The following is a 26,875-nucleotide window of genomic DNA, read 5'->3' as shown; positions in this document are numbered from 1 at the left end:
GCTCCCACCGACTTCCGCGTCCTCACACGGCCCTCAGGAGGAGGTCTCTCCGAGGAACGCATGGAGGGCGTCGACACAGACCTCGGGCACTCCCTTCTCGGAGCTGTCGTGGCGCATGGTGGCGGCATGCCCACCCTCGTAGAGGGTCAGGGTTCCCACGGGCATGGCTCCGCATGCGGCGACGAGCCGGTCCTGGCGCGAGTACATCGACAGCACGCGTAGGTGGCTGCGCGTGGGCTCCCGGAGCTGGAAGGGCTGGGGGATGTGGTGCTCCACCAGCGATTGGATGGCGGTTCCGGGCGACTCGCCCCGGGCCTGGGCCAGATGCGCGACGAGATCCAGCGGGCGCCGGACACACGAGTCCAGGGTAAGGGCCGTGACGCGCGGGTGCAGGTCGGCCACGAGCACGGCGGCGATCGCCCCGTGGGACGCCGAGACGAGGACGACCTCGCTGGCACCCAGGCACTCGGTGACGTAGTCGATGACATCCCAGAGCAGGACCGTCTCCCAGCGGCCCGCGGTCACCAGGGCCTGCCCGCTGCTGTTGCGCACTCCCATGTGGGTCAGGACGAACAGCCCATCGAGCCCCCTGGCGAGCAGCGCCGAGACGAGTGCCGCCTCCGCCTCGACGGAGGCCCGGAAGCCGGGAAGGAAGAGCACGGCCCGCCGGCAATCCCCCGAGGGGATGCACAGCAACTCGCAGAACGGGCCATCCGTGCGGGTCAGGGGCGGGGTCGCCGTGAAGTGCCGGTGGCGGCTCAGGAGCGTATCGAGCGCCACCCGGGACGTCCTCAAGGGCTCGTGGCACAGGATGTCGGTGGGGCGGTGGGGACTGCCCGCGCGCCCGAGCTCGGTCCAGTGGGGGTAGGGTTGGACGGGCAGGTCCGGCACCTGGAGCTCCTCCCGCGCCGGGAAGGCCCGCTTGAGCGCCTTGGCCAGTCCCCAGGGCTCCGTCTCGGTGGCCAGCGCCGCGAGGCTGAGCGGCTCCCGGCTCGTCGTGAACGGCAGCGGCCGGGGCTCCCCCTGCGCGAGGGCGGGAAGGTGCGGGTGCTGGCGCTTCCAGGCCTCGAGCGCACAGGCCCGGACGAGCTCGCTCTCGGCCAGCCGTGCCTCCACGCCCGGCACGGGCACCAGCTCGGCGCCCCGGTCGAGCTCGACGCGGAAGGCCGCTTCGTCCTCCTGCTGTGTCTCGTCGATCGTGACGAAGAACCGGCCGGGCTCGACGTGGGGATCATAGGGAATCCACATCCACCAGTCCCGGACGAAGGCGAAGGAGCGGGCGTTGGCGATGCCCGCGTCCGATACGGGGCGGACGAGCACGGAGGGCGCGGAGCCGCCCCGGGCGAGGCTTCCCTTGCGCTCGAAATACCGCACGTACTGCTCCCAGCCCGGCTCCGCCAGGAGGGTGACGTAGTCGGTGGTGTGGGTCTTGGGGCCGGCGTCGACCAGCACCCACCCGTCCTGCCAGCAGACGTTCTTGGGCGAGAGATCGACCAGGAAGCCCAGGCGCGTGTGGATGTCGGCCACCTGCCGCAGCACCTCGACGAAGGAGTCGCGCTGCTCCTGGCCAAGGGCGCCCTGGAGGATGAGCATCTGCAGGGTGGACCCGTGCAGCAACTCCTTGAGCAGGGCGTGGCTGGTGCGCTCGATGATGCGGGCGGGGCGCAGTGCGGTGAGGCCGGACAGCGCCTCGGTGGCGGCGGCCTCCAGCCGGAAGAACTCCTGGAAGGTGCGGATGGCCGCGCGGGCCCGCTTCAGGGCGAAGCGCTCCCCGGTGTCGGCGCAGCGGGCCTCGGAGACCGTTCCGACCAGGCCGCTGCCCAGGGGGGCGCCCAGCCGCAGGGTCCGCTCTCCGAGCCGCACGACGGTCCCCGGTGGGAGCTTCGTCGTCGCGGAGATCATCTCGCGTTTGAGCGCATCGCTCCGGGTGACGGAGCTGAACAGGGCCAGTTGGTTGGAGGTCAGGCGCAGGCGGTACATGGCGGGAGGAGGGAAGGAGAGGGGAGACCTCTCCTTCCCTCATGACCTCTCACGGCATTACTTCTTCTTCGGGAACAGCGCCTTGCGCAGATGCTTCACGGCGTGCTCGAGCTCGACGAGCGACTCGATGGACTTCACCGTCGTCTCGTTCACCCCGAGGAGTTGGGCGGCCCGTGCGACGGAGTCCTTCTCCTCCTGGGCGTACTTTCCATCCGCGCGGGACAGCTCGATGGCGTCGCGCACGAGCATCCGCGCGCGCAGGCCGCCGGGCTTCATCTTCGGCAGGACGGATTCGAGATTGGCGCCGTGGCCGTCGAAGGACTCGACCTCCTTGGCGAGGTCCGGCGTGAGCCCCAGCTTCTCGAGCCCCTTGCGGAGCGCCTTCAGCTCGGCCTCATGGGCCTCCCCGTCGGCGCTGATGATGACCTTGAGCGCCTTGAGGTACTGCACCGCGTCGTCGTCGGATTTGGGCAATCGCCCGTAGCGTTGCGCAACGGCGGTCTCGTCGAAATGAGCCATGTCACTCTCCGATGGTGGATAGAACGCCGTCCCTTCCCTAACACATCCGCACCCGCTCCGGCATGTGTTGGGGCTTCCCATAGCCGAAGGGCCGCTCAGCCGGCCTCGGGCCGCACCGGGAGGAACTGCAGCAGCGCCTCCAGGTAGCGCTCGAAGTCCTCCACCTGGGGGACGTGGCCGACGCCGGGGAGCTCCACCAGGCGGGCGCCCGGAATCGCCGCCGCCGCCTTCCGGCCGAGCGTGGGGTAGTCACCGAGCGACGCCCTCACCGACTCGGGCGCCCAGGGCCGGCCGAGCGCGGTGCGATCCCTCTGGCCGATGATGAGCAGCGTGGGCACGCGCACGTCGGGGAACTCATGCACGACGGGCTGGGTGAAGATCATGTCGTAGGCCAGCGAGGAGACCCACGCGATGCGCTCGCGATCCGGGCCGCGCAGCCAGCCGGCCTGCATCCGCACCAGCTTGTCGTACTCCGGCTTCCACTGGCCGCCGAAGTAGCTCACGCGCATGTACTCGCGCACGCTCTCGGGCGTGGATTTCAGCTCGTTCTGGTACCACGCGTCGATGGTTCGGTAGGGCACCACCCGCTTCCAGTCCTCCAGGCCAATGGGGTTGACGAGCACCAGCCCGGAGAAGCGCTCGGGGAACATCAACGCCAGGCGCGTGGCGAGCATCCCGCCCATGGAGTGGCCCACCACCACCGCGCGCTCCACGTGCAGCGCGTCCAGCAGCTCCCGCGTGTGGGTGGCCAGGGCCTGGAAGGTGAACTGGAAGCGCTCGGGCTTGCTGGACTTGCCGAAGCCGATCTGGTCCGGCACCACCACGCGGAAGCCTCGCTCGGAGAGCGCGCGGATGGTGTCCTCCCAGTGGCCTCCCGCGAAGTTCTTCCCGTGCAGCAGCACCACCGTGGTTCCGTTGGGCTTCGCGGGGGCCACGTCCATGTACGCCATGCGCAGCTGCAGGCCCTGGGCTTCGACAGGGTGGAAGCGCACCTCATAGGGGTACGCGTACGTGGTCAGCTCGGCGTCGTACGCGGGGCCACCCGCGGCGTCCGGGGTCGGAGTGGCGGTGGCGGGCGCGCCCTGGCCATGGGCACAGGCCGCCGCGGTGAGGAGGAGAGAGAGCAGGAGCTGTCGGATCATCATGCCGGCAGGGTAACGGCGCCGGTAGGGTCGGCCTACTCCTTTTGATGCTCGGGGGGCGGGGGGCCGTTCTGGGGAGCGAACCAGCTGCGGAGGAAGCTCAAACATGAGATAGGACCTCATCATCACATGAGGATTCTCTTCACCAACCACCATCTGGATGTCCGAGCGGGTTCGGAGCTGTACTGCCTGGAGCTTTGTTCCGCGCTGAAGCGCGCGGAGCACCAGGTGGCCATCTTCACCTTTCAACGGGGGCGCATCTCCGAGGAGTTCGTCCGCCGGGGCGTTACTGTCTTCTCGGTGGGAGAGGGAGCGCTCATCGAGGCGTTCGATCCGGAGATCCTCCACGTCCATCACTCGCCGTGCCTCTACTATCTGGGGGCGCTCCGGCTTCGGGCGAGAGCGATTTTCTCCTCGCTCGGCGTCCTGCCGACCCTCGAGGCCGCCCCCATCGTCTGGGAGGGGGTAGCGCAGGGGCTGGGGGTCTCCGAGGAAGTGGTGGATGGGTTGCGCGCGACGCGGTTCGGAGCGGCGGTGCGGCTCGCGGTGTTTCGCAACTGGTTCGACGATGACGGGCTGGTGCCAGCGGCCCCCGGGCATCCGGGAGAGGCCCGGCGCATCGCCGTGGTGACCAACCACCTCGACGAGACGCTGGCGAGCTCCCTGGACGCCTTGTGTGTCGCGCGCCCGGGACTGGAGTGGACGCACTTCGGCCTGCCACACAACTCCGTGGAGATCACCGCCGAGCTGCTGCGGGACTTCGACCGGGTCATCACCATCGGTCGGACGGCGCTGCTGGCGGCGGCTCTCCAGAAGCCTTGCCTGTTGTACGACGTGCACGGGTGCGACGGGTTGCTGACGGTGGAGCGGCTGGATGCCCTGGCGACACGGAACTTCTCCGGCCGGCTCACCCGGTCTCGCCCGTCACGCGAGGAATTGGAGAGGCTCCTGCTGGACGAGGCGAGGCGGGTGGACGTGGCCGCGCTGGCGGAGCGCATCTGGCGCGAGTACTCGCTCCGCCGGCGGGTGGAGGAGCTGGAATCGTTCTACGCACGGCTGCCGGAGACGGGGGTGATGCTCGGAGAGCAGACCCGGCTCGCCTATGGTCGGGAAGGACAGGTGTATGCGGACGCCTTCCTGGCTCGGCTGTACGCTCACGGGTTGGCCGAGACGAGGGCGCGGGAGTTGGGCGAGGCTCAGGCTCGTCAGCGCGAGCTCGAGGCCGAGCTGGCGGCGCTGAAGTCAGGACTCGAAGCCGAGCGTGCCCACACCGAGAGGCTCCAGGAGCAGGTGCGGCAGCTCTCGGCCACGCTCACGAGCAAGGACGCCGAGCTCTCTCACCTGTACTCCACGCTGGGGGAGATCGACTCCAGCCTCGCGTGGGAGGTGGTGCGCAGGTTTCGAAGCATGAAGGACCGGCTCATCGCCGTGCCAGGCTCCCCACGGCGTCGGTTGTATGATCGGCTGCTGCAGCGGCTCAAGGAGAGGCGAGGGCGGGGGTAGCGGGGTTGCGAAGCTCCCGGAAGAACGCGCGCACGTCCTCGAGGAACAGCCCGGGAGCAACTCGTAGATGGAGCCGGGCCAGCCGTGCGTCAGCAGCAGCGGCAGGGGAGAGGGCCCCTTGCCCCGGACATGCCAGAAGTGGATGTCGACACCGTCCACCTCGCACAGGAATTGAGGGAAGCGATTGAGCTCGGCCTCGTGCCGGCGCCAGAGGAGACGTCGGCGCCGCGTTCCCAGGGAGCACCGGGCAGCGGATCGGAAAAGAACCGAGGAGGGGAGGCGACCCGAGGGTTCGAGTCCCTGCTGGCCCACTGAGCCGCCTCACCGGTGGCCGGCCCTCCTCAGGGCGTGTACAGCTCCACCGTGGCCAGGAAGCCCGAGGAGGCGCTGTGTCCCCCCGTCAGCAGCACACGACCCGAGGGCAGCAGCGTCGCCGTGTGCCAGACCTGCGCCGCCGTCGGGCCGCTGGTGCGCGCCCAGGTGCCCGTCCCCGGGTCGTAGAGCTCCGCCGTGGGCGCGGAGGTGGAGAGGCTGTCGCCGCCCGTCACCAGCACCTGGCCCGAGGGCAGCGGCGTCGCCGTATGGTCGCTCCGCGTCGAGCTCATCCCGCCGGTGCTCGTCCAGGTGTTCGTCCCCGGATCGTACAGCTCCGTCGTGGTCAGCGAGGCGGAGCTGTTGTAGCCACCCGCCACCAGCACCTTGCCCGAGGGCAGCAGCGTCGCCGTGTGCCTTTCACGCGCCGAGGCCATGCTGCCGGCGCTCGTCCAGGTGCCCGTCCGCGGATCGTACAGCTGCGCCGTGGCTTCGTAGGAGGATCTGCCCGAACCGCCCGTCACCAGCACCTTGCCCGAGGGCAGCAACGTCGCCGTGTGCCCGCTCCGCGTCGCGGCCATGCTGGCGGTGTCGGTCCAGGTGCCCGTCCGCGGGTCGTACAGCTCGGCGAACGCCGTGGGGCCGTAGTTGCGCTCCCCGCCCGTCACCAACACCTGCCCCGAGGGCAGCAGCGTCGCCGTGTGCCATCTGCGGGGCATCGTCATGTCGCCGGTGCTCGTCCAGGTGTCCGTCTCCGGGTCGTACAGCTCCGCCGTGACGAGGTAGCCGGAGCCGTTCAGCCCGCCCGCCACCAGCACCTTGCCCGAGGGCAACAGCGTCGCCGTGTGCCCGCTGCGGGGCATCGTCATGTCGCCGGTGCTCGTCCAGGTGTTCGTGCCCGGATCGTACAGCTCCGCCGTGGCCAGCCAGGTGGAGTCGTTGAAGCCACCCGCCACCAGCAGCCTGCCCGAGGGCAGCAGCGTCGCGGTGTGTCCCTCCCGCTTCGAGGCCATGCCGCCGGCGCTCGTCCAGGTGCGCGCTCCCGGGTCGTACAGCTCCGCCCCGGGCAGGTCGTCCGCGCGCTGTCCACCCGCCACCAGCACCCGGCCCGAGGACAGCAGCGTCGCCGTGTGCCCACCGCGGGCCGTGGCCATGTCTCCGGTGCGCGTCCATGTGCCCGTGCGCGGGTCGTACACCTCCGCCGTGGCCAGGAAGCCCTCGCTGCTGTACCCGCCCATCACCAGCAGCGTGCCCGAGGGCAGTTGCTCCACCGCGTGCATCTCGCGCGCCGAGCCCAGGCTGGCGGTGCTCGCCCAGGTGCCCGTCCGCGGGTCATACAGCTCCGCCGTGGCCAGCGAGGCGGAGCCGTTGTTGCCGCCCGCCACCAGCACGCTGCCGGAGGGAAGCAGCGTGGCCGAGTGCCACCTGCGGGCCGAGGCCATGCTGCCGGTGCTCGTCCAGGTGTGCGTCCACGGGTCGTACACCTCCGCCGTGGCCAGGAAGGTATGGCGGGCCGTGTACCCGCCCGTCACCAGCACCTTGCCGGAGGGAAGCAGCGTGGCCGAGTGCCACCTGCGGGCCGAGACCATCCTGCCGGTTTCGGTGGACCACGTTCCCGTGTGCGGGGAGTACACCTCCACCGTGTCCAGGAAGCCGACGCCGGTCCAGCCGCCCGTCACCAGCACCTGTCCCGAGGCCAGCAGCGTCGTCGCGTGGTCGTAGCGCGCCAGGGCCAGGCTGCCGGTGCGCGTCCAGGTACCCGTCTCCGGGTCGTACACCTCCGCCGTGGCCAGGGCGCCGGAGTCGTTCTCCCCGCCCACCACCAGCACCTTGCCGGAGGGCAGCAGTGTCGCGGTGTGTTTGCCCCGTGGCTCGGCCAGGCTGCCGGTGCTCGTCCACGTGCCCGTCCGCGGGTCGTACAGCTCCGCCGAGGCCAGCCACTCGGAGGTGGTGGAGCCGCCCGCCACCAGCACCTCGCCGGAAGGCAGCAACGTCGCCGTGTGCGCCTGGCGCCTCGAGGCCATGCTGGCGGTCGGCAGCCACCGGGGGCAGTCCGGCAGGCCCCCCACCTGGAAGCGGGTGACGGCCTCCTGGTCCAATTCGTTGCGGACGGTGGCGGTGACGACGATGGGCGACGCCGTGCCCGCCGGCAGGCACGCGGGTGCCGTCCAGACGACGGTGCTCGTCGTCGCGGTGTCCTCCGCCGTCCCCAGCGTGCCGACGGCCGCCAGCCACGCGAAGCCCAACGCCGCGCCCTGCGGGTCATGGGCCGAGACGTGGAAGCGGACGGTGCCCCCGGGCTGGACGAAGGCTGCGTCCTGGTGCGCCTCGGCGAAGGCGGGGGGCTGGGGCGCTCGCATCTCGAAGCGGGCGCTGGTGGCCACGGGCAGCGCGCCCAGGCGGGCCTCCAGGACGTGGTGACCCGGCGCGGACACGCGGACGTCGGTGAAGGTGGCAACACCGCTGACGGGCGCCGCCGTGGCCAGCGTGCCGCCTCCCTCCAGCGCCAGTGCCACGGACGAGGTGTCCTCCGTGGCGGGGTTGCCAAAGGCATCCGACAGCGCCACCTGGACGGAGAAGGGCGTGCCCGCCATGCCGTCCACCGGCTGCTGCGCGAAGGCCAGCGTGGCCGTGGCGGCCGCCTTCACGGTGAAGGTGGCGCTGGTGGCCCCTCCCTGTCCCGGGAGCGAGGCCCGCAGCGCATAGCCGGTGCCCATCCTCTTCAGCACCACCTCGGAGAAGCGCGCCGTGCCATGGGCGGCGCGAGAGGAGAGGGAGCCTTCCAACGTGGCGCCCTTGGGACCCTCCGCGAGGGACAGCACCACCTCCGAGGTGTCCTCCGTGGCGGGGTTGCCGAAGGTGTCGTAGAGGGCCACCTCGGTGGTGAGGGGCACGCCCGCCACGCCATCCACCGGTTGCTGCGTGAAGGACAGCGTGGCCGCGGCAGCCGCCTTCACGGTGAAGGCGGCGCTGGTGACCGCGTCCAATCCCGGTGTGGAGGCCCGTAGCGCGTAGCCACTGCCGGCCTTCTTCAGCACCACCTCGGAGAAGCTGGCGACACCGTTGACGGCGCGCGCGGTGACGGGGCCTTCTAGCGTGGCTCCCTCAGGGCCTTCCGCCAGGGTCAGAGTGACTTCCGAGACCTCGGTGAGAGGGCGGCCCCCGGTGTCCCGTACCGCCACCTCCACCACGGCCAGGGGCGCGCCCGCCACGGCCTGTTCGGGCTGCGTCAGGAACACCATCTGGCCCACCACCTGGGGCGGGGGCGAGTCGGTGCAGCCCACCATCCATGCCAGAAATCCAATCGCCCACAGAAACCGGGCGCCATTCATCCGCTGTTGATTCACGTCTTCTCCCCCTCCTGGTTCAGAGCGGGGCCTTCCGTACCAGGAATAGGGACGACGTCAACGATGGGCGGCGCCTCAGTCGCGCGCGCGGCGGATGAGGAGCAGGGCGGCGGCGAGCGGCAACGCGACCGGCAGGTACCGCCGTGCGTTGTAGCTCCACGAGTCGACCCTGTCCCCCAGCATCATCAACAGCCAGTGGCGCGGATAGTGGTCCGGATACGAGTAGGCGAGCTTGCGGATCACCCCGGAGAGCCCGCGCAGCGGGATGGAGGTGCCAAACACGGGTGGCATCTGCTTGTTGGGGCGGCCGTGCATGGGCGACGCCGGCTCACCGGGCTGGCGTTCCGGTGGGTAGCGCGTATTCGGAAACGGCTGCGGGTTCTCCCTCATCATCGGGACACCCGGCCGGCGTGAGGGATCGAGATCGACGCCCCAGTAGTCCGGCCTTGTCACGGGCTGAAGGGATTGGTACCCGGAGCGCCGCTGGACTGTCTCCGGAGTGGTCACCTCTGGCGTGGGATTCATCAGCGTCTCCGTTCTAGTGAAGGGTTCCGTTGGGGAAGAGCGCCACCTTGATGCAGCCGTCCTTCTTCTGGGCGAACGTGTGGTAGGCCTGGGGCGCCTGCTCCAGTGGCAGCCGGTGGGTGAAGACCTTGCTCGGCTTGATCCGCCCGGCCCGGACGTGCTCGAGCAGGTGCGGCATGTAGCGCTTCACGCTGGCCTGGCCGGTACGCATCGTCTGCGCCTTGTTCATATAGGTGCCGATGTCGACACCGTTGAACGGAGGGCCATAGCCGCCCATGAGGGAGATCGTCCCGCCCTTGCGCGTCGCGTGGATCGCGAAGTTGATCGCCTGCGGCGAACCCGCCTCCAGCTTCCCGTAGACGCCGAGCACGCGATGTACCGGCGAGCCCGCGGCCTCGCAGCCAACGGCGTCGATGGTCGCGTCGGCGCCCCGGCCTTCCGTCATTCCCTTCACCGTGGTGACGAGGTCGAGGTCCTTGAAGTTGAGCGTCTCGACACCGAACCAGTTCCTCGCGAACTCGAGGCGGTAGTCGATGTGATCGACGGCGATGACCCGGCCGGCGCCCATCGCCCAGGCCGACCACATCGCGAACAGGCCCACCGGGCCGCACCCGAGCACCAGGACGGTCTCGCCCCCCCGGAGATCGCACATCTCCGCCGCCTGATAGCCGGTGGTGAAGGCGTCCGTGATGGGGAGTGCGTCGAGCTCCTCGACATCATCGGGAATCTTCTCGGCGTCCACCCCGATGAAGGGAACGCGGACGTACTCGGCCTGGCCCCCGTCATATCCCCCCATGGTGTGCGAGTAGCCGTATATCCCCGTCGCCGCGTCGGTCGCCGGGTTGGTGCTGTCGCAGCACGCGGTCAGGCCCCGGGTGCAGAAATAGCAGCCGCCACAGAAGATCTGGAACGGCAGCATGACCCGATCACCCTTCTTGATGCCCTGGGCGCCGGGGCCGACCTCCTCGACGATCCCCGTGAATTCGTGACCGAAGGTGAACCCGATGCGGGTATCCGGGATGAGCCCGTGCAGCAGGTGGAGATCGGAGCCGCAGATGGCGGCGCTCGTCACGCGAACGATGCCGTCCTGGGGATGCTCGATCTTCGGGTCGGGCTTGTTCCGGACTGCGACTCGGTAGGGGCCTTCATAGGTCAGCGCTCTCATGCCCACAGGCTGTGAACGCGAGCCCCGATTGCCAATTTGCTCTCCCCTGCAAGGAGGGCAGGTGAGCCGCCAACCTCACCGCCTCCGGGTCGCTGGCGGAGACTCCAGGCTCAGCCGGCCTGCTTCATCGCGAGGAGCGACACTCCCGACGCGGTCATGCCGCCGTCGATCGCGAAGTCCTGGCCGGTGATGAACGAGGCCTTGTCGCTGAGGAGGAAGGTGACGAGCGAGGCCACCTCGTCGGGAGTCCCCACGCGGTTCATCGGGTGGAGCGCCGCGGCGAAGGCACGCCCCTGGGGCTCATCGAGCCGCCAGCCCGCCGTGGCCATCTCCGACTCGATGACGCCGGGGCTCACCGAGTTGATGCGGATGCCCTGCTGCGCGTACTCGACCGCGGCGCCGCGCGTGAGCGAGATGATGGCGGCCTTGGTCGCGCTGTAGACGGAGACTCCGGGCACGGCCCGCATGGCGCCCACCGAGGCGCAGTTGACGATGGCGCCTCCGCCGCTCGCGAGCATGGCCTTGAGCTGGTGCTTCATGCACCAGAAGGCCCCGCGGAGGTTGGTGTTCATGAGGAACTCGTAGTCCTCATTGGTCGTCTCGGTGAACGGCTTCATGATGCCGCCGCCCGCGTTGTTGAAGGCTCCGTCGAGCCGGCCATGGGTGGAGAGGGCCGTCTGGACGAGCGCCTCGACATCGCGCTCGCTCGTCATGTCCGCCTTCACCCAGGTGGCCTCGCCACCCCGCTCCTTGATGCGCGCGACGAGCTCACGGCCCTTCTCCTCGCGCCGCGCGCTCGCGACGACGCGGGCTCCCGCCTCGGCGAGCGCGAGCGCCGTCGCCCAGCCGATACCCGAGCTCGCGCCAGTCACGAGGATGACCTTGTCCTTCAGCATGCCCATGTTGCTTCCCCTTGCCCTGTACGTGTACGAAGTGAGAACGGGCGCCCGCGGTGAGGAGCCACCAGGCACCCGGTTGAGGCGGAGCGCATCGTAGCCGGGCCGGGTGACGCGGCCCACCTCAGGCCTGGGCCTCCATCGGCAGCTCGAGCGTGAAGGTGGCGCCCTGACCGGGGCCCGGGCTGGTGCAGGTGAGCCGGCCCTTCATCTCCGCGGCGGCCAGGGCGCTGATGTGCAGGCCGAAGCCATGGCCCGTCTTCTTGGTGGTGAAACCCTGGGTGAACATGCGCCCCAGGTTCTCCGGAGCGATGCCGACGCCGTTGTCGGCCACCTCGATGTGCAGCTGCTCCCCCGAGGGCGAGAGCCGGACGTGGATGCCCAGGCACTTGTCCTGCCTCGGGCTCTCCACCAGCGCATGCCGCGCGTTGCCCATCAGGTTGATGAGGATCTGCAGCAGCTTGTGCCGGTCGACGTAGATGAGGGGAACCTCGGCGTAGTCGCGATCCACGCGGATGCCCAGGCGCTCGAAGGAGACGGCGTGCAGGCGCAACGCCTCGTTGATGAGCTGCGGCACGGCCACCTGCTCCACGGCGCCCGCGGTCCGCGCGTGCTTCTGCTGCATGCTGACGATGGACTTGATGTGCTCGAGGCTTTCACCCAGGGCGTGCATCTCCTGGATCATGCCGTCACGCTCCTCCTGGAGCTGGTCCGACAGGGCGATGAGGTAGGCCGGAAGCTTCTGGCCCTGCGGATCCCGGGCGAGGAAGGAGGGGATGTCGGAGGCATGCTCGCGCAGGAGCTGGGCGGCCTTGGTCAGGCCGGAGATGCGGGACTTGCGGAGCCGCTCGGTGACGAGGCTCGTGGAGATGTTGACGCTGTTGAGGGTGTTGCCCACGTTGTGGAGCACGCCAGTGGCGACCTCGGCCATGCCCGCCTGACGCGAGACGTCCACCAGGGTGCGGTGCATCTCCCCCAGCCGCGTCTCGGCCTCCCGGCGGGCGGTGACGTCGTGGCCGAAGAGCGTCACGCCCACCACCCGGCCGTCCGCTCCCACAATGGGATGCAGGCTGATGTCCATCACGATGCGGGAGCCCTCGCTCCCATACACCTGCTCGATGCGCAGGCGCTGGCCCTGGAGCACCTGGGCCAGCCGTGCCTCCCATTCCGCGCGCCGCTCGGGCGTCTCATTCTGGAAGAGCGGCAGCCCCGGCTCGAGCACGATGCCCGCGCGCTGGTAGGCGAGCTTCGCGGCCGAGTTCGCGGTGATCACGCGCCCCTGGGGATCCACCGAGACCACGATGTCGTCGGTGCTCTCGAGGACGCTGTTGAGCTTGCTCTCGCTGTCCCGGAGCTCCCTCAGCGTCCGCTCGAGCGAGGCCTGCGCCGCGTTGCGCGCGGTGCTGTGCAGCGCGCTCAGTCCCCAAGCGCCCAGGAGGCAGATGCCCGCGAAGAGGTGGCCGAACCAGATGTTCCCGGCGGTGAAGGCGCTGGGGTCGATGCCAATCTGTAATCGGTAGTACGGGTGGGCCAGCCCCACTGTCGCGAACACCAGGAGGGTGATGGGCAGCCCCCGGCGCGGCCCCACCAGGTACACGGCGAGGATGGGCAGCAGCATGTTCACGGCATGCTCGCCACCGGTGGGTTTCTTGTTCACGAAGATGGACCCCACCAGCCCGATGCTCAGGGTCACCAGCAGGAGCATCGCCGGCGCCGTGGGAGTGCGGGCCCTGCGTGCCAGCACCAGTGTCCCCAGGTAGCCGATGCCGGCGAGGAGGGCCGCGTACGGGACGGTGCGCAGTTGGAGGGACCGCAGGATGAACAGCGCATTGGCCAGGGTCAGGAAGCAGGCGGCACCGACCATGACCCGGTAGCGGACGCGATCCGCGGGCTCGGCCCGCCGCAGGGACTCCGAGAGCAGGGCGTCCAGCCGGGCCAGGATCCATGAGCGGCTCGCCACGGACAGGCGGGCCTGTCCTCGAGGCTCGAATGGCTTGGGGGAGGGAGAGGGCTCGTGGGTCGTGGTGTTCGCCATGGCTCCGTGGCGGCACTCGCGGGGGGGGCAGGGATCACGAGCGGCGCCAGCGGGACGATTGTCCACCAGGGAACGGTTTTTCACCAGGAGACCGGTCAGGCGGGGGGAACCCGCGCTGCCGGTTGGCCTGGAGGGTTCTACCGGGAGTCCCAGGGCTCGCTCGGATCGAACAGGCGGGCGTCCGTGTCCTTCTCGTACGGCATGCCCTGGGGCATGTGGAGGACCTCCATCTGCATGCCCCACGGGGTCAGGAAGTAGACCCAGCGGTCTCCGGCGATGGGCCCCTCGGTGATGGTCTGGGGCTCGCCGAGGATCTTCACGCCGGGCACCGACCGGAGGTAGTCGACCGCGGCATCCACGTTCTCGACGCCGATCGCCAGGTGGTGGCCGCCCCAGTCGCTGTTGCGCGGGAGCTGCTGCCGCTGGCCGGGCGCGGTGTACTCGAACAGCTCGAGGTTGGTGGAGGGCCCGAACCGGAGCATGGCGATGTGCGTCGAGGCGCGGGGGTGCACGTTGAGGTGGCGGGTCATCCAGTCGCCCGTCTTGTCCTCGACGGGACCGCTCCGGTACAGCAGCTCGGCCCCGAGGACGTTGACGAAGAAGTTGACCGCCTGATCGAGGTTGGGAACGGTCTCGGCGACGTGGTGGACGGCGCGCGCGCCGGGAATGCCCTTGGTGGTACGGCTCATGGTGGATTCCTTTCCTGTGTGGGAATGGAGTCGTCGCGGCCTGGATGTGATCAAGAGCGGCCCGCGTACTCCTGGTTGGGGATGGCGCTCATCAACAGCAGGCCCCCGTCGACGGTGAGGGTGATGCCCGTGATGTAGGCGGCGTCCGGTCCCGCCAGGTGGGCGATGATCGCCGCGACCTCGCGGGAGCGTCCGGGCCGGCCGAGGGGAATCGCGGGCCGGGAGATCTCCGCGGCGTCACGGCTCTCGGGGACTCCGTTCATCGGCGTGGCCGTCTCTCCCGGGCTGATCGCGTTGACGGAGATGCCGTACTTCGCCAGCTCCAGCGCCATCACCTTGGTGAGCAGGCCCAGTGCGCCCTTGGAGGCGCAGTAGGAGGAGCCTCCCAGGATGGGCACCAGCTCGTGCACGGACGTCACGTTCACGATGCGCCCACCGCGCCCCCGCGCCACCATGCGGCGTGCCGCCACCTGCGCGCACAGGAAGGGGCCCGTGGTGTTGATGGTGAGGATGCGTTGCCAGTCCTCCGGCGTCTCCTCGAGGAACGAGGCACGTCGGTTGACGCCGGCGTTGTTCACGAAGACGTCCACGCCGCCCAGCTCGCTGATCGCCCGCTCCACCGCGTCCGCCGCGGCCGGTGGATTCGTCAGCTCCATGCGGAAGGGCAGGGCGCGCACCCCGTAGGCCTCCACCTCCGCCGCGACCTGCCGGGCTCCCTCGGTGTTCGAGTTGTAGCCGATCCCCACGTCGAAACCCTTCTCGGCCAGGGCGATGGCGGTGGCCTTGCCGATGCCGGAACTGGCACCGGTCACGATGGCGATACGCTCGTTCATGTCTCTTCCTCCAACAGTTCGTAGCCGGCCTGGGCGAGGCTCCCCGCGCCCAGGTAGCCGTAGACGGTCCGGGTGGTGACGCCGGGATCGGTCTGGAACCCGTGCCATTCGCCGGCCGGGATGTAGGCCAGGTCGCCCGGGTTCAACCGCACCGGGCCGTCCTTCGTGAGGTGTTGTCCGCCCCCTTGCAGCACCAGGAAGAACTCATCGGCATTCGGGTGCCGGTGGAGCTGGTGGCTGCCTCCCGGGGTGAAGGTCGAGGTGGCCACGACCACCGAGCGGGTACCGACCGTCTGCGAGGTCGCCAGCCAGTGCACGCCCATGTCGATGAAGCCACCGGCCTCGCCCAGGGGGCTGTGCTTGCCGTGGTCCGCCATCCGGGAGATGCGGCAGCCACACCCGCCGCCGTTCACCGCGTGGGGCAACGCGTCCCGGGGATCGTTGGTGCCCCCGTACACAACCAGGAGCACCGCGTTCCGGTCCTTCTCTGTCTCGAAGGACCGGCGGGTCCCCGGTGGGTTGAACACACCCTCTCCGGGAGTCAGCTGCCAGGTGCCCCCGCCTTCCGTGAGCCAGTCCCCCTTGCCCGACAGCAGGAAGGTGACCGACTCGGCTCCGGGCAGGCTGTGCGCCGGCAACCGGGTGCCCCCGGACAGCTCCTGGACCATCAGCATCCCGAGCGCCTCCGGGATGAGCTCCCGGTTGACCAGCCACTGCACGCCCGCGGTCCGCGTCCGCGCGGACTCGTCCCAGGCCGCGACGGTTCGCCGGATCATGACTCCCTCCGATCGTCGTTGAAGTTCAGCAGCACCTTGGGGGGACCCGAGCGGCCGTGCGCGAGCAGCTCGAAGGCGTGTCCGGCCTGCTCCGGAGGAAGCACTCCGGCGATCAGCGGCTTCGCGTCCAGCACGCCGTCGACGAAGAGCTGGATCGTCCGGTCGTAGTAGTCCAGGCCATGCCGGATGCCGAGGAGATCGATCCCTCGCAGGACGAGCTCTCCGGGAGCGAAACCGGCCACTGGATCGTTCGCCACGCCGACCACCGCGACCCGACCACCGGTCTCGGTGAGCTCGATGCTCCGCATGAACGCTCGCGAGGAACCGGAGGCCTCGATGACCAGCGAGTACGAGCCGTTCCGGGCTTGATCCGGCCGCAGCGTGCGCCGGGCCCCGCAGGCGGCGGCCAGCTTCAGCCCCGCCTCGTCGATGCCGATCGCATCCACGCTCCGCGCCATCCGCGAGGCGAGCTGCACGGCGAGCAGACCGATCGTTCCGGTGCCCACCACCGCGACCTCGTCCTCCAGTCCGCAGCCGGCCTTGTCGAAGCCGCCCACCACGGTGACCGCCGGCTCGATGAACGCGGCGCTCAGGTCGGAGAGGGCGTCCGGCAACACGGTGAGCGAGCGCATGGGCATGCGGATGTACTCGGCCGCGGCGCCCTGCAGTCCGTAGAGGCCGACCTCCACCAGCCGCTCGCAGTGTTGCCGCTGGCCGCGCTGGCACATCCGGCACAGCCCGCAGGGAACCATGGTCTGGCCCACCACGCGGTTGCTCACGGAGATCCCCTTCACGTCCTCGCCCACGGCGACCACCCGGCCGCACCACTCGTGGCCGAACACCAGCGGGAAGTGGGCCCTGCCGTCCTGCAGGTACGAGGCCTTGCCGTGCAGCAGCTCCAGATCCGTGCCGCACAGCCCGACATACGCGGGGCGGATCAGCACTTCGTCCGGCCGGGGTCCGGGGATTGGAATCCGCGTGAGCTCGACACGCCCCGGCGCCGTGATGGCCACCGCGCTCATCGTGCCTTCCGGCCAGGTGCTTGGTTGAATCGTACTCATGCCACGGGTCTCCTCAGGGGAAGGGATTGGGAAATGGCGCGGGGCATCACCTCGAGCCAGAGCAGCTCCAACCCGTTGGCCCCACTGGCGAGGCGCATCTCCGAGCCGGCGGGCAGGAGCACCAGGTCTCCCGTCACGATGGGGCGCCCCTTGAACTCCGGGTTCGAGTCCAGGAGCTGCCCCGTGCCGGCGAGGGCGAACCACGCGCTCTCGGTACCCTCTCGGCCTCGGAGCGCGAACTCGGTGCCCGGCGCGAGCCGCACGTAATCGAAGGACTCGCACTCGGAATGCAACATCCCGCGCCGTGCCAACGAGCGCCATCGGATCTCCTCGCCGCGCTCGCGCGTGCTGGAGGTCCTGTCGATGGTGGAGATGATCATCGCGCTCCACCTCCCGGCACTTCGAGGCTCGCCAGGAAGTACTCCAGTCCGTCCTCCCCGGCGGTGACGGACATACCGGTCCCCAGGGGAAGCGTGACGGAGACGCCGTACTTCAGGGGCACGGTCGCCCCTCCCGAGGAGATCTCCCCGGAGCCGCGGAGCGCGAACAGGGTATGCTCCTCGCCCTCCGCGGACAGCTCCGCCCGCTGTCCGGGCTTCAGGTCCACCAGGCGGATGCTGCGCAGGGGGCCGGTGAAGACGGTGCGTGGATTGACTTCGTAGGTCTGTCGCAGGTTGAGAACCACGGCGTTCGGCACGTCGCTTCCTCCTCGTTGGGTTTGGGTTCTGCTGGGGACATCCGGGGAGCCCGAGCCGCGCAACGCCGCCGCGGTGGCCGGGCTCATCACTTCGATCACCAGCCAGCCCAGGCCCTCGTCTCCGACGTTGCGCAGGCCGTGCGTGGTCCCGAGTCCCGTCAGGATGAGGTTGCCCGGGCCCACCGGGTGCCGCTTGCCGTCGAGCGTCATCTCTCCGCGGCCGGAGAGGATGAAGTAGATCTCCTCGGTGCGGGTGTGCACGTGCTCCCCGCTGACGCCGCCCGGGGGAATCCAGGCCCACTCGACGGCCTCCCACGCGCCGAACAATCCGGCCCGCCGCGCCAGGCACTTCCACTGGGAGAGCCCCCTGGTGCCGTGCACGCCGTACACCACGGAGGGATCCTCGAGATCTCCGATGATCAGCCCCTCACGCATGGGCGGCCTCCAGCGTGAGCTGCGAGTCGGAGTCCATCTCCCGCAGGGTGGAGATCGCCTCGCGCAGCTCGGACGGTTGGACGTCGTTGACGAAGCACGCCGAGCCGATGCCGATGGCGAGCGGCAGCCGCTGGAGCCCGTCGCGGTGACGGACCGTGTCGGCCAGGGCCTCCTCCAGCACCGAGGGCTCGCAGAGCCGGTGGTACACGGGGAGCTCCAGCTTGCGCATGAGCGCGAAGATGCGATCCCGCTCCTCGATGCTGATGAGCCCGCGCTGCACGGAGAGGATCGTGGTCAGCGCCATGTCGATGTTCACCGCCTCGCCGTGCAGCAGCTCCGGCAGCGCCAACATCTCCACGGTGGGGCTGAAGGTGTGGCCGTAGTCGACCACCCGCTCCAGCTTGTGCTCCCACAGGTTCAGCTCCAGTTCCTCGAGCATCCCGGTGATGGCGCGATCGATGACCTGCGTCGCCGCCCGATCGCTCTCGGGAGTCCTTCCCTGGAAGCGCTCCTCGATGAGCGTGGTGCCGTGGCGCTCGAGCAGCTCGAACAGGGTCCGATCCTTGATGAGGGCGATCTTCAGGATCTCCGCCAGGCCGTTGACGATGTGCCGGGTGTCCAGTGTCCGCAGGAAGCTGCGATCGAGCAGCGTGTCCTTGGCGGGGAAGTACGTCCCGAGCCGGTTCTTGTGCGAGGAGTGGTTGACCCCCGTCTTCGCGCCCACGCCGGCGTCCACGAGGCCGATCAGCGTGGTGGGGACCCGCACATACGGCGTGCTGCGGCGGTAGAGGCTCGCGGCGAGCCCGACGATGTCCATGAGCACTCCGCCGCCGATGGCGATGATGGGCTCGTGGCGGCGCGAGAGGCCGAACTCGTTGATGCCCTTCACCACGGCGAAGACCGACTCCATGGTCTTGTCCGTCTCGGAGATGGGCAGCGTGACGATCTGGTACTTCACGCCGTGGTGATGGAGGTAGTGACGGAGCTGGACCCCGTAGAGGCGGTCCACGAGCGCGTCGATCACCACGAGTCTGCGGAGGGGGCCGGACCGTTGGGTGGCGCCCGCCTCCAGCAGCGCCCGGTTGTTGGGGTCGAGCAGGCCGTCGACCACCCGCACCTGATAGTGGACGGGCAGGGCCGCACTGACGATCCAGGTCCGCGACATGTCTTGATTCAAGATCTCGTCTCCTATTGTTTCCGTGTACTGGTCTGTCTGATGGCGCGGGACGCGGATGTGACGGTCAGCCCTGACACGTCGCGAGGATGAAGCGCGATGCCTGCTCCCGGCTCAGCTCGACGGGGCTCGCCTCTTGCGGCTTCGGCTCTACCCCCGCTTGGGGGAGCTGCGCGCCGGCCGCGGGCGACGAGCGTGCCGGTCCTGCGCTCCAGCTGGAGACGGGACGAGAAGACGTGGTGGACGGGAGCCGTCGTCAGGCGACACCGGCATCGGCGAGTGTCCGCTGGAGCGATTCGCGAGAGAGCCGCGCGATCTCCGCGGGCGACCGACCGTCGTTCGTCGGAGAGAAGACCTCCGGGTTGACCTGCCTCAGCGCGTCCTTCTCGGCAAGGATCTGCAAGAGTTCGACCAGCGGGAACTCGCCCTCGCCCGGCCAGTCGCGCTCGAAGCAGTTGGTCTCCAACGTCACGCCGGGCGGCAGTGACAGCGGGCCGTCGTTGAGCTGGACGACGTGGATGCGCTCACCGGGAACCTCGCGAAGCATCTCGGGCGTCGAGCCGCTGCGGACATAGTGAAGCGTGTCGAAGACGATGCCCGCGTCGGCATCCCCGGAGTCGGCGACGATCGACCAGGCGTCACGGACCGTTCGCACACCCCACAAGGGTATATTCTCCAGATCGAGGATGACACCGCTCTCCGCAGCGCGTCGGGCCGCCGCAGCGAAGTGCTCGACCACCTCGTCGTGGGTATACACGCCCGCGGCGAAGGTGGCGTTCACGCTCGCATAACGGATCTGCAGCGCCTCGCAGAGCTCGAAGAACTGCGAGGCCGGGATGTCGAAGTCCCGCACGTACTGCGCATCCATGTTCGTGGGCAGCCACAGCGGGTTCCAGTTGCTGAGCGGGTCGAGCCGGGTGAGCTCGACGCCGGCGTCGGCGGCCATCTTGAGCATCTCCTCCGCCGTCCGGCGCTCGAGCTCGGCTCGAGCCTGGTGGGGGTGCATCGACAGCTGGCCGAAGCCGGCAAGACGAGTGGCCTCCAACTGCTCGGCGTACGACAGGTGTCGCACGTTGGAGAAGGGCATCATCAGGGCCCCCTGGATCCGGGGACCCTGCGAAGTCGTCTCAGCCATTCCTGTTCCTCCCGGCATCGGTCCGAGAGAGGATGAAGCGCGAGGCCTGCTCCCCAATCATGATGGTGGGGGCATTGGTGGGGCCGGAGGTGATCTCCGGCATGATCGACGCGTCCGCCACGCGCAGGCCCTCGAGGCCATGGACGCGCAACCGCGGGTCCACCACCGAGCGCTCGTCCACGCCCATGCGACAGGTGCTGGTGGGGTGGAAGAAGCAGGTGGTCGCCTTGCGGATCCACTCCACCATCCCGGCGCGGCCGAGCGGTCCGGGCATGAGCTCACGCTTGCGGAAGCGGTCGAAGGCGCGCGAAGCACCCAGCTCCCGGGACAGCTCGACGGCGACCCGCAGCGCCTCGACGTCCGCCTCGTGGCCCAGGTAGTTCATGTCGAGGACTGGCGGAGCGGAGGGGTCCGCGGAAGCCAGCCGCATGCGGCCCCGGGAAGCGGGACGGACCAGGCCGGGGATGATGGAGTAGCCGTTGTCGGGCAGGGGGCCCAGTTCGTCGGTGACGACGGGGAACTGGTGGAGGATGGGTTGGATGTCGGGGCGGGAGAGCCCCGGCTGGGACCTCCACCACAAGGTCGCCTCGGCGCCATTGCCCCGAGGCGGTGGCAGGGGAATGCGGCTCTCGTAATTGATGCCCGCCACCAGGATGTGATCCTGCAGCTCCTGGCCCACGCCCGGCAGGGCGTGCACTACGGGGATGCCCAGGGCGCGGAGCTCGTCCGCCGGCCCCACCCCGGACTGCATCAGCATCTTCGGGGAGTTGATGGCACCGGCCGACAGCACCACCTCGCGCAGGGCGCGCACCCGGCGCACCTGGCCGCCATGACGGAACTCCACGCCCGTACACCGGCGGCCCTCGAAGATCAGCCGCGTCACCTCGGCGTGGGTGAGCACCGTCAGGTTGGGCCGGCGCATGGCCGGAAAGAGCAGGGCCCGGGCCACGCTGAAGCGCTCGCCGTCGGCGACACTCAGGTCGAAGAAACCCGCGCCCTCCATCCGCTCGCCATTGTAGTCGCGCGTCGTCGGGAACCCCGCCAGCTGGGCAGCCTCCATGAAGGCCCGGGCGAGAGGATGCGGATCCACCGCGCGGGAGATGCGCAGCGGGCCACCCACGCCCCGGTACTCGTCCTCGCCACCGGAGTAGTCCTCCAGGTCCTTGAAGACGCGGCGGACCGTCTCGTCATCCCAGCCGGGATTGCCCTGGGCGGCCCAGCCGTCGAAGTCCAGGCGGTGGCCCCGCGCCCAGACACTGGCGTTGTTGCTGGCGCAGCCTCCGAGCATCTTGCCGCGAGGACAGGGGACGATCCGATCCGCGGCATGCCGCTGGGGCACCGTCTGGTAGTTCCAGTCCAGCTCGGTGCCGAGCAATTGCTTCCAGCGCGACGGGATGAACACGTCCGGATGCGTGCCGGGGCCTCCCGCCTCGAGCACCAGCACCTGATTGGCCGGGTCCTCGGACAGCCGGGCGGCCAGCACGCACCCGGCCGAGCCCGCGCCAATGACGATGAAGTCATGGGCCTCGCGAGGGTTCTCTCGCAGCCGGCGCTGGTTCTCCCAGGCGGCCAGGGCCTCGTCCGCCAGTGCCGCCGCGCGCTCGGCTGGGACGCCCGCCTGCCCCGCGGCCAGGAGGAAACCCTCCCGGTCCAGTTCGCCACTGCGCACCTGGTGGACGAGCAATCCGAGGCCGCCCTTGCCGTTCCGCTCCATGATCTCTCCTGTGAGGGATTGGGTCTGCACAGGAGGAGTCCGGGCGCTGCGTTTGTGAGTCCCGCGTGACCTTCATCCTCGCGGGGTCACAAGCTTCACAGGCTCCATCCAACCGTCAGGCAAGTGCCAAGGAGCCAGACTTGGAGCGGATGATGCAATCAGCGATGAAGGTATGGGATGGGATCGAGGCAGCCGGCGAGCGCGCCAGGGAGATCCCCGAACCGTGCACGATGATCCTCTTCGGAGCGTCCGGTGATCTGGCGGCACGCAAGCTCGTTCCCGCGCTCTTCCGGCTCTTCCAGGAGGGACAGCTCCCGGCGGAGTTCACCCTCGTCGGGGCCTCTCTCTCCCAGTTGGGGCACGAGGGATTCCGAGCGCGGATGCGCGCCGCCGTCGAGCGGGCCCACGGGGCCGGCAGGGTGGACGAGAGGGCGTGGAACACGTTCGCCCGGGGGCTGTTCTACATGTCGATGGACATCACCTCGGCCTGGGACTACGCGCGGCTGGGCGAGTTGCTCGGCCAGGTGGAAGAGGAGCGCCGGACGCGGGGCAATCGTCTCTTCTATCTCTCGGTGTCACCCACGTTCTTCGGTGACGTGGTGGAGCGGCTGGGCGAGTCGGGGTTGTCCCGATCCAACGCGAAGGGCTGGTCACGCATCGTCGTCGAGAAACCCTTCGGCACGGATCTCGAAAGCGCGCGGCAGCTCAACACCCGCATCCGCCGGTACTTCGACGAGCAGCGCATCTACCGGATGGATCACTACCTCGGGAAGGAGATGGTGCAGAACCTGCTGGTGCTCCGGTTCGCCAACGGCATCTTCGAGCCGCTGTGGAACCACCGGCACATCGATCACGTCCAGGTGACGTGCGCCGAGCCCCTGGGCGTCGAGGGGCGGGGCCGGTACTACGAGCAGTCGGGGGCGATGCGGGACATGATCCAGAACCATGCCTTCCAGGTGCTCTCGCTGATCGCCATGGAGCCGCCCGCGAGCCTCGATCCGGAAGCCGTGCGTGACGAGAAGGTCCGGGTGCTGGAGGCGGCACGGCCCTTCACCCCCGAGCGCATCCGCGCCGAGTGCGTGCGCGGGCAGTACGGGGCGGGCCTCATCGCTGGCGAGCCCGTGTGCGGGTACCGCGAGGAGCCGGGCGTCTCGCCCACCTCGGGAGTGGAGACCTACGCGATGCTCACCATGCGCTTCGACAACGCGCGCTGGGCCGGCGTGCCCTTCTACGTGCGCTCCGGCAAGCGGATGAAGGAGCGTGTCACGGAGGTGGTGGTGCAGTTCAAGGAGGGCAGGGGGAACCTGTTCGGCACCGAGCAGCGGGAGCGGCTGTCCGCCAACCAGTTGATCATCCGGATCCAACCGCGCGAGAGCGTCACGTTGCGAGTGGCGATGAAGGCTCCCGGGCGAGCGGTGCGCGTGCGCGACATGGACATGAGCTACTTCTACGAATCCATGCGGGAGGGGCCGCCGCCCGAGGCCTACGAGCGGCTGCTGCTGGACAGCATGCTCGGGGTCTCCACGCTCTACACGCGGGAGGACATGGTCGAGCGGGCCTGGGAGCTGGTCATGCCCGTGCTGGATGAGTGGTCCAGGGGCGGCGCCGAGCCGAACTACGCCGCCGGGAGCTGGGGCCCGGAGGCGGCCAGCCGCCTGCTCGCGCGCCACGGGCACACCTGGAACGGGGAGTGAGGTTCAGGAGGCGGTCGCCTTCTCGTCCCGGATGGCGATCGCCACCAGCTTCCGGAGGTGATTCCTCACGTCCTTCGGCCAGGTCTGGATCTGCGCATCGAAGCGCTCGTGACTCTTCGCGAAGAAGGCGCGTGAGGCTTCCTCGAAGCCGGGGAAGTCTCCCGCCATGGCCTGCATGAACTTGTAGGCCGCCTCCCACGAGCGCCGCGCCCGATCCGTCCCCTGGCTCGCGCGCTTCGCTTCCTCGACGAGCTTGCGCAAGGTCACCGACGCTCCGCCGGGCTGCTCGTTGAGCCACTCCCAGTGGCGCGGCAGCAGCGACACTTCCCGGGACACCACCCCCAGCTTCGGCCGGCCCGGACCGGACCTTCGCGGCTCCTCCGCTTCCTCGGACCCGCCCGCCGCCCGGGCCATCTTCTTCGCGAGCTTCTCCAGGAACTGCTCCCGCGTCCCCCGGAAGTCCGGGTGGATGGGCTCCCCGGTCTCGTCGTCGAAGATGAGGATCTGAGAGCTCTCGTCCCTGTCGAGCCGCTCCTTCGCCTTCAAGGCGACGTCCTCCAGCGCCCCCGAGCCGATGAGCTGGTGACCCGCGAAACCCGTGTAGTTCTTCTGCTTTTCCGACACCGTACCCGACTCCTTCGTGCAACCCGGGGAATTTACCCGGGTAGAATTCAGGCAATAACACCTGGGTGGAACTCCTGTCAATATCACCCGGGTAGAATCATCCGTCGGGCTCGATTTCCTCGCCAGGGAGTGATGCCGCTCTCCATGGCAACATCCTCTCCATGCGGATTGCCCTGTTCTTGATTGGGTTGCTCGTGGCGGGTCGCTCGTGGGCGGAACCGGACACCTTCGAGCTGGGTTCGGGCAAGGACGGCGAGCTGATCATCACGTCCTCGGGCGTCGTCCTCAACCGCTATGCGCGGCTCACGGCCGACGCGGCGGAGGGCACGAGTACGCTGACGGTCGCGGACGCCACGGGGTTCGCGGCTGGAGACCTGGTGCTCCTCCACCAGTCCACGGGCCTGTCACCCGCGCCGGACTCTGGAGATCAGAATCCCATCGACCTCGGCGACGGACCGGTGGGCCGCTTCGAGTACGCGCGGGTGGCCTCGGTGTCGGAAGGAGGGGTGCTCGGCCTCACCGCGCCGCTGCTGTATGGCTATGCGGCCAACCTGTCGCAGGTGGTGGAGGTGCCCGAGTACACGGCGCTGGAGGTGAGCTCGGGGGCCTCGCTGCGCGCCGAGCCCTGGGACGGGGGCGTGGGCGGCATCCTCGCGATGATGGTCACCGGCAGCCTGCGCAACGACGGCCTCATCACCGTGGATGGCGCGGGCTTTCGGGGCGGTGCCCTGGACCTCTCCTACATCAACCTCAACGAGTGCACGGGCCTGGACACGCCGGTGGACGCGGGAGGCGCCTACAAAGGAGAGGGTCTGGTGGCCGGCAGCGCGGGCACGGCCTCCGGGCGTGGCAACCTGACCCACGGCGGCGGAGGGGGCATCTGCCACAACTCCGGCGGTGGAGGCGGAGGGCATGCCGGGATGGGAGGCCAGGGTGGGCGGGCCGCCCCCGCTGACAACGAGCGGGACGTGGGAGGCCTGGGCGGGGCGCCACTGGTGTACCTGCCCTATGAGCGCCTCGTCTTTGGCGGTGGCGGTGGAGCGGGGGAGGGCAACAACGGCGCCAACACGGGAGGCGGGAGCGGGGGCGGATTGATGCTCATCCGTGCCGGGAACGTACAAGGCCAGGAGGGACGCTTCAGCGCGATGGGAACCACCGCACCGGGGAAGGCCCGGGACGACGGCGCGGGGGGTGGTGGGGCGGGCGGGGCCATCTCCATCCGGACCGCGAAGAGGCTGGAGTGCGGTCTGGCGGAGGCCTCGGGCGGCCCGGGAGGCAACGTGGGCGAGATTGCCTTTCCCGTCGGAACGGGAGGTGGAGGTGGCGGGGGCGTGGTGTTCCTCCAGGGCTCTCCCCTGGCATGCGAGACCCGGGTGCGCGCCGGGGAGCCCGGCCGGACGGAGGTGGACGGCGGCACGCATGGGGCCGGCCCCGAAGACGTGGACGGCGGGACGGTGCGCGGCTCCGAGCAGATCGACTCCAGCCCCTTCCGGCTGCCCGACCCGCCCAGGTTGACGCAGCCCGTGAACGGAGCCACCCAGGTAGAGCCGACGCTCCGCATCGAAGGGCGTGTCAGGCCTGGCGTCCAGCGGGTCCATCTCTTTCTCGATGGAAGGCCCCTGACGCGGCTCGAGCCGGAGTCCAATGGCCACTTCGCGTACGACGTCCCCGAGGCGCTCCCGCAGGGCGTCCATGAGCTGCGCGCCTCCGCGGAGCTGCTCGGCGTACGCAGCCCCGTCTCCGCGCCCAACACCTTCGAGGTCAACAGCGTGAGCCTTCCCATGCCCCCCATTGCACTGGACGTGGGATGCGGCTGCGGAAGCGCTTCGGGCATGGGGCTCTGGGCCGGGGTGATGCTGCTGGCCGCATGGGCCGCGCGCCGCCGCCGCCCGCTCTGACCCCTGCCTGCCTGGCGGGGGCTCGGTCGCCTCCTCCCCGAAGCGGGAGTCACAACGCGTCCGTCACGCATTCCATTCCTGGGAGGGGGTGACGACCTCTTCCTCTGGAGGAACAAGCGCCATGATGGACTCACGCATCGATCAACGCATCAAGCGGAGCTGGGACTTCTTCCTGGCGAACGTGGGGGGACTTCTGCTCGGGGGACTGGTGGTGCTCGTGGGATGGTTCGTCATCATCCCGGGACCCTGGTTCACGCTCAACCTGCTCCAGGAGACGATCGAATCCGCTCGCACCGGACGCCCCGTCCGCTGGCAGGCCTCCTATGAGCGGCAGGGCAACTTCCTGAAGAGCTGGGGACTCACCCTGGCCATGGGGATTCCCATCGCCATCGGCTACATGCTCCTCATCGTTCCGGGCGTGCTCCTCTCGCTCTACTGGTTCCACGCGCCGATGCTCGCCGCCGATGGCCGCAAGACACTCGACGCCCTCGCCGAGAGCGGCCGCGTCTTCCGGCGCAGGAACGACTGGGCGGCGTACTTCCTCAACTGGCTCATCCCGGCGGTCCTCGCGGGAGTGGCCGGGCTCACCGCCTTCGCCATCGTCCTCACGCTGCCACTCACCCTGGCGTACCTCGCCTTCTGCTACACCGACGAGGTCGGTCCGGTATCGACGGTCGCGCTGCCCAGGCGCGAGGTCGTGGTGTAGAGGCCGCGAGGCCGG

General features: G+C 69.4%; 22 protein-coding genes. 4 read left to right on the top strand and 18 right to left on the bottom strand.

The features are described from left to right. Nucleotides 1-33: 33 nt before the first annotated feature. From JQX13_RS41255 to JQX13_RS41245, 3 genes are all read right to left on the bottom strand, one after another. Nucleotides 34-1,980, bottom strand: a complete 1,947-nt coding sequence (locus JQX13_RS41255; RefSeq protein ID WP_203404888.1) for an alpha/beta hydrolase — start codon at nt 1,978-1,980, stop codon at nt 34-36. 57 nt (nt 1,981-2,037) lie between these two features. Continuing rightward, nucleotides 2,038-2,499 carry a TerB family tellurite resistance protein gene (locus JQX13_RS41250; protein WP_203404887.1) on the bottom strand — a complete coding sequence of 154 codons (462 nt, stop codon included), beginning with the start codon at nt 2,497-2,499 and terminating at the stop codon, nt 2,038-2,040. 95 nt (nt 2,500-2,594) lie between these two features. After that, a complete protein-coding gene (locus JQX13_RS41245; RefSeq protein ID WP_203404886.1) occupies nt 2,595-3,644 on the bottom strand; it encodes an alpha/beta fold hydrolase in 1,050 nt (349 codons plus the stop codon). A 126-nt stretch (nt 3,645-3,770) separates the two neighbouring features. Between JQX13_RS41245 and JQX13_RS41240 the strand changes: the two genes are divergently transcribed. Then, the gene (locus JQX13_RS41240) at nt 3,771-5,144 is read left to right on the top strand and encodes a hypothetical protein (RefSeq protein WP_203404885.1); all 1,374 of its coding nucleotides are present in this window, start codon (nt 3,771-3,773) and stop codon (nt 5,142-5,144) included. 341 nt (nt 5,145-5,485) lie between these two features. Here the strand turns inward: JQX13_RS41240 and JQX13_RS41230 are convergent, their stop codons facing one another. The 14 genes from JQX13_RS41230 to JQX13_RS41165 form a co-directional block, all read right to left on the bottom strand. Then, nucleotides 5,486-8,803, bottom strand: a complete 3,318-nt coding sequence (locus JQX13_RS41230; RefSeq protein ID WP_239014161.1) for a Kelch repeat-containing protein — start codon at nt 8,801-8,803, stop codon at nt 5,486-5,488. Between the two features lie 75 nt (nt 8,804-8,878). Beyond that, nucleotides 8,879-9,328, bottom strand: a complete 450-nt coding sequence (locus JQX13_RS41225) for a hypothetical protein (protein WP_203404884.1) — start codon at nt 9,326-9,328, stop codon at nt 8,879-8,881. A gap of 13 nt (nt 9,329-9,341) precedes the next feature. Then, nucleotides 9,342-10,493: a zinc-dependent alcohol dehydrogenase gene (locus JQX13_RS41220; protein ID WP_203404883.1), complete on the bottom strand. Its 1,152-nt coding sequence runs from the start codon at nt 10,491-10,493 to the stop codon at nt 9,342-9,344. A gap of 110 nt (nt 10,494-10,603) precedes the next feature. After that, nucleotides 10,604-11,395, bottom strand: coding sequence for an SDR family NAD(P)-dependent oxidoreductase (locus JQX13_RS41215; RefSeq protein ID WP_203404882.1), 792 nt, complete (start codon nt 11,393-11,395; stop codon nt 10,604-10,606). A 118-nt stretch (nt 11,396-11,513) separates the two neighbouring features. Further along, on the bottom strand, nt 11,514-13,424 hold the full coding sequence (locus JQX13_RS41210) for a two-component system sensor histidine kinase NtrB (protein ID WP_203404881.1): 1,911 nt from the start codon (nt 13,422-13,424) through the stop codon (nt 11,514-11,516). Nucleotides 13,425-13,561: 137 nt separating this feature from the next. Further along, nucleotides 13,562-14,113, bottom strand: a complete 552-nt coding sequence (locus JQX13_RS41205; protein WP_203404880.1) for a VOC family protein — start codon at nt 14,111-14,113, stop codon at nt 13,562-13,564. A gap of 50 nt (nt 14,114-14,163) precedes the next feature. Continuing rightward, nucleotides 14,164-14,946: an SDR family oxidoreductase gene (locus JQX13_RS41200; protein WP_203404879.1), complete on the bottom strand. Its 783-nt coding sequence runs from the start codon at nt 14,944-14,946 to the stop codon at nt 14,164-14,166. After that, nucleotides 14,943-15,722 (bottom strand): cupin domain-containing protein, encoded by a 780-nt coding sequence (locus JQX13_RS41195; RefSeq protein ID WP_203404878.1) that lies wholly within the window; start codon nt 15,720-15,722, stop codon nt 14,943-14,945. The genes JQX13_RS41200 and JQX13_RS41195 overlap by 4 nt, the downstream gene beginning before the upstream one ends. Then, nucleotides 15,719-16,783: a zinc-dependent alcohol dehydrogenase gene (locus JQX13_RS41190; protein WP_203404877.1), complete on the bottom strand. Its 1,065-nt coding sequence runs from the start codon at nt 16,781-16,783 to the stop codon at nt 15,719-15,721. The genes JQX13_RS41195 and JQX13_RS41190 overlap by 4 nt, the downstream gene beginning before the upstream one ends. Further along, entirely contained in the window at nt 16,780-17,163 is a 384-nt protein-coding gene (locus tag JQX13_RS41185; RefSeq protein WP_203404876.1) for a hypothetical protein, read from the bottom strand. Before JQX13_RS41185 ends, JQX13_RS41190 begins: the two co-directional genes overlap by 4 nt. Next, nucleotides 17,160-17,915 (bottom strand): cupin domain-containing protein, encoded by a 756-nt coding sequence (locus JQX13_RS41180; RefSeq protein ID WP_203404875.1) that lies wholly within the window; start codon nt 17,913-17,915, stop codon nt 17,160-17,162. Before JQX13_RS41180 ends, JQX13_RS41185 begins: the two co-directional genes overlap by 4 nt. Next, the gene (locus tag JQX13_RS41175; protein WP_203404874.1) at nt 17,908-19,092 is read right to left on the bottom strand and encodes a sedoheptulose 7-phosphate cyclase; all 1,185 of its coding nucleotides are present in this window, start codon (nt 19,090-19,092) and stop codon (nt 17,908-17,910) included. The genes JQX13_RS41180 and JQX13_RS41175 overlap by 8 nt, the downstream gene beginning before the upstream one ends. Before the next feature lie 253 nt (nt 19,093-19,345). After that, entirely contained in the window at nt 19,346-20,224 is an 879-nt protein-coding gene (locus JQX13_RS41170) for a sugar phosphate isomerase/epimerase family protein (protein ID WP_203404873.1), read from the bottom strand. After that, nucleotides 20,217-21,938 (bottom strand): GMC family oxidoreductase, encoded by a 1,722-nt coding sequence (locus JQX13_RS41165; RefSeq protein WP_203404872.1) that lies wholly within the window; start codon nt 21,936-21,938, stop codon nt 20,217-20,219. The genes JQX13_RS41170 and JQX13_RS41165 overlap by 8 nt, the downstream gene beginning before the upstream one ends. A gap of 149 nt (nt 21,939-22,087) precedes the next feature. On the opposite strand from JQX13_RS41165, the gene zwf reads away from it, so the two are divergent. Then, complete coding sequence (gene zwf, locus JQX13_RS41160) at nt 22,088-23,632, top strand: glucose-6-phosphate dehydrogenase (RefSeq protein ID WP_239014160.1); 1,545 nt, start codon at nt 22,088-22,090, stop codon at nt 23,630-23,632. Nucleotides 23,633-23,635: 3 nt separating this feature from the next. On the opposite strand, the gene JQX13_RS41155 is transcribed toward zwf, so the two are convergent. Further along, nucleotides 23,636-24,256, bottom strand: a complete 621-nt coding sequence (locus JQX13_RS41155; RefSeq protein ID WP_203404871.1) for a DUF2239 family protein — start codon at nt 24,254-24,256, stop codon at nt 23,636-23,638. Between the two features lie 161 nt (nt 24,257-24,417). On the opposite strand from JQX13_RS41155, the gene agmC reads away from it, so the two are divergent. Together agmC and JQX13_RS41145 are read left to right on the top strand one after the other, a co-directional pair. Further along, a complete protein-coding gene (gene agmC, locus JQX13_RS41150; protein WP_203404870.1) occupies nt 24,418-26,154 on the top strand; it encodes an adventurous gliding motility protein AgmC in 1,737 nt (578 codons plus the stop codon). A 121-nt stretch (nt 26,155-26,275) separates the two neighbouring features. Continuing rightward, on the top strand, nt 26,276-26,860 hold the full coding sequence (locus JQX13_RS41145) for a hypothetical protein (RefSeq protein WP_203404869.1): 585 nt from the start codon (nt 26,276-26,278) through the stop codon (nt 26,858-26,860). Nucleotides 26,861-26,875 lie beyond the last annotated feature (15 nt).

The organism is Archangium violaceum, assembly GCF_016859125.1.
Classification (GTDB): Bacteria; Myxococcota; Myxococcia; order Myxococcales; family Myxococcaceae; genus Archangium; species Archangium violaceum_A.
Note: the sequence above shows the minus strand (reverse complement) of the source record. Positions and strands in the feature narration are given on the sequence as shown.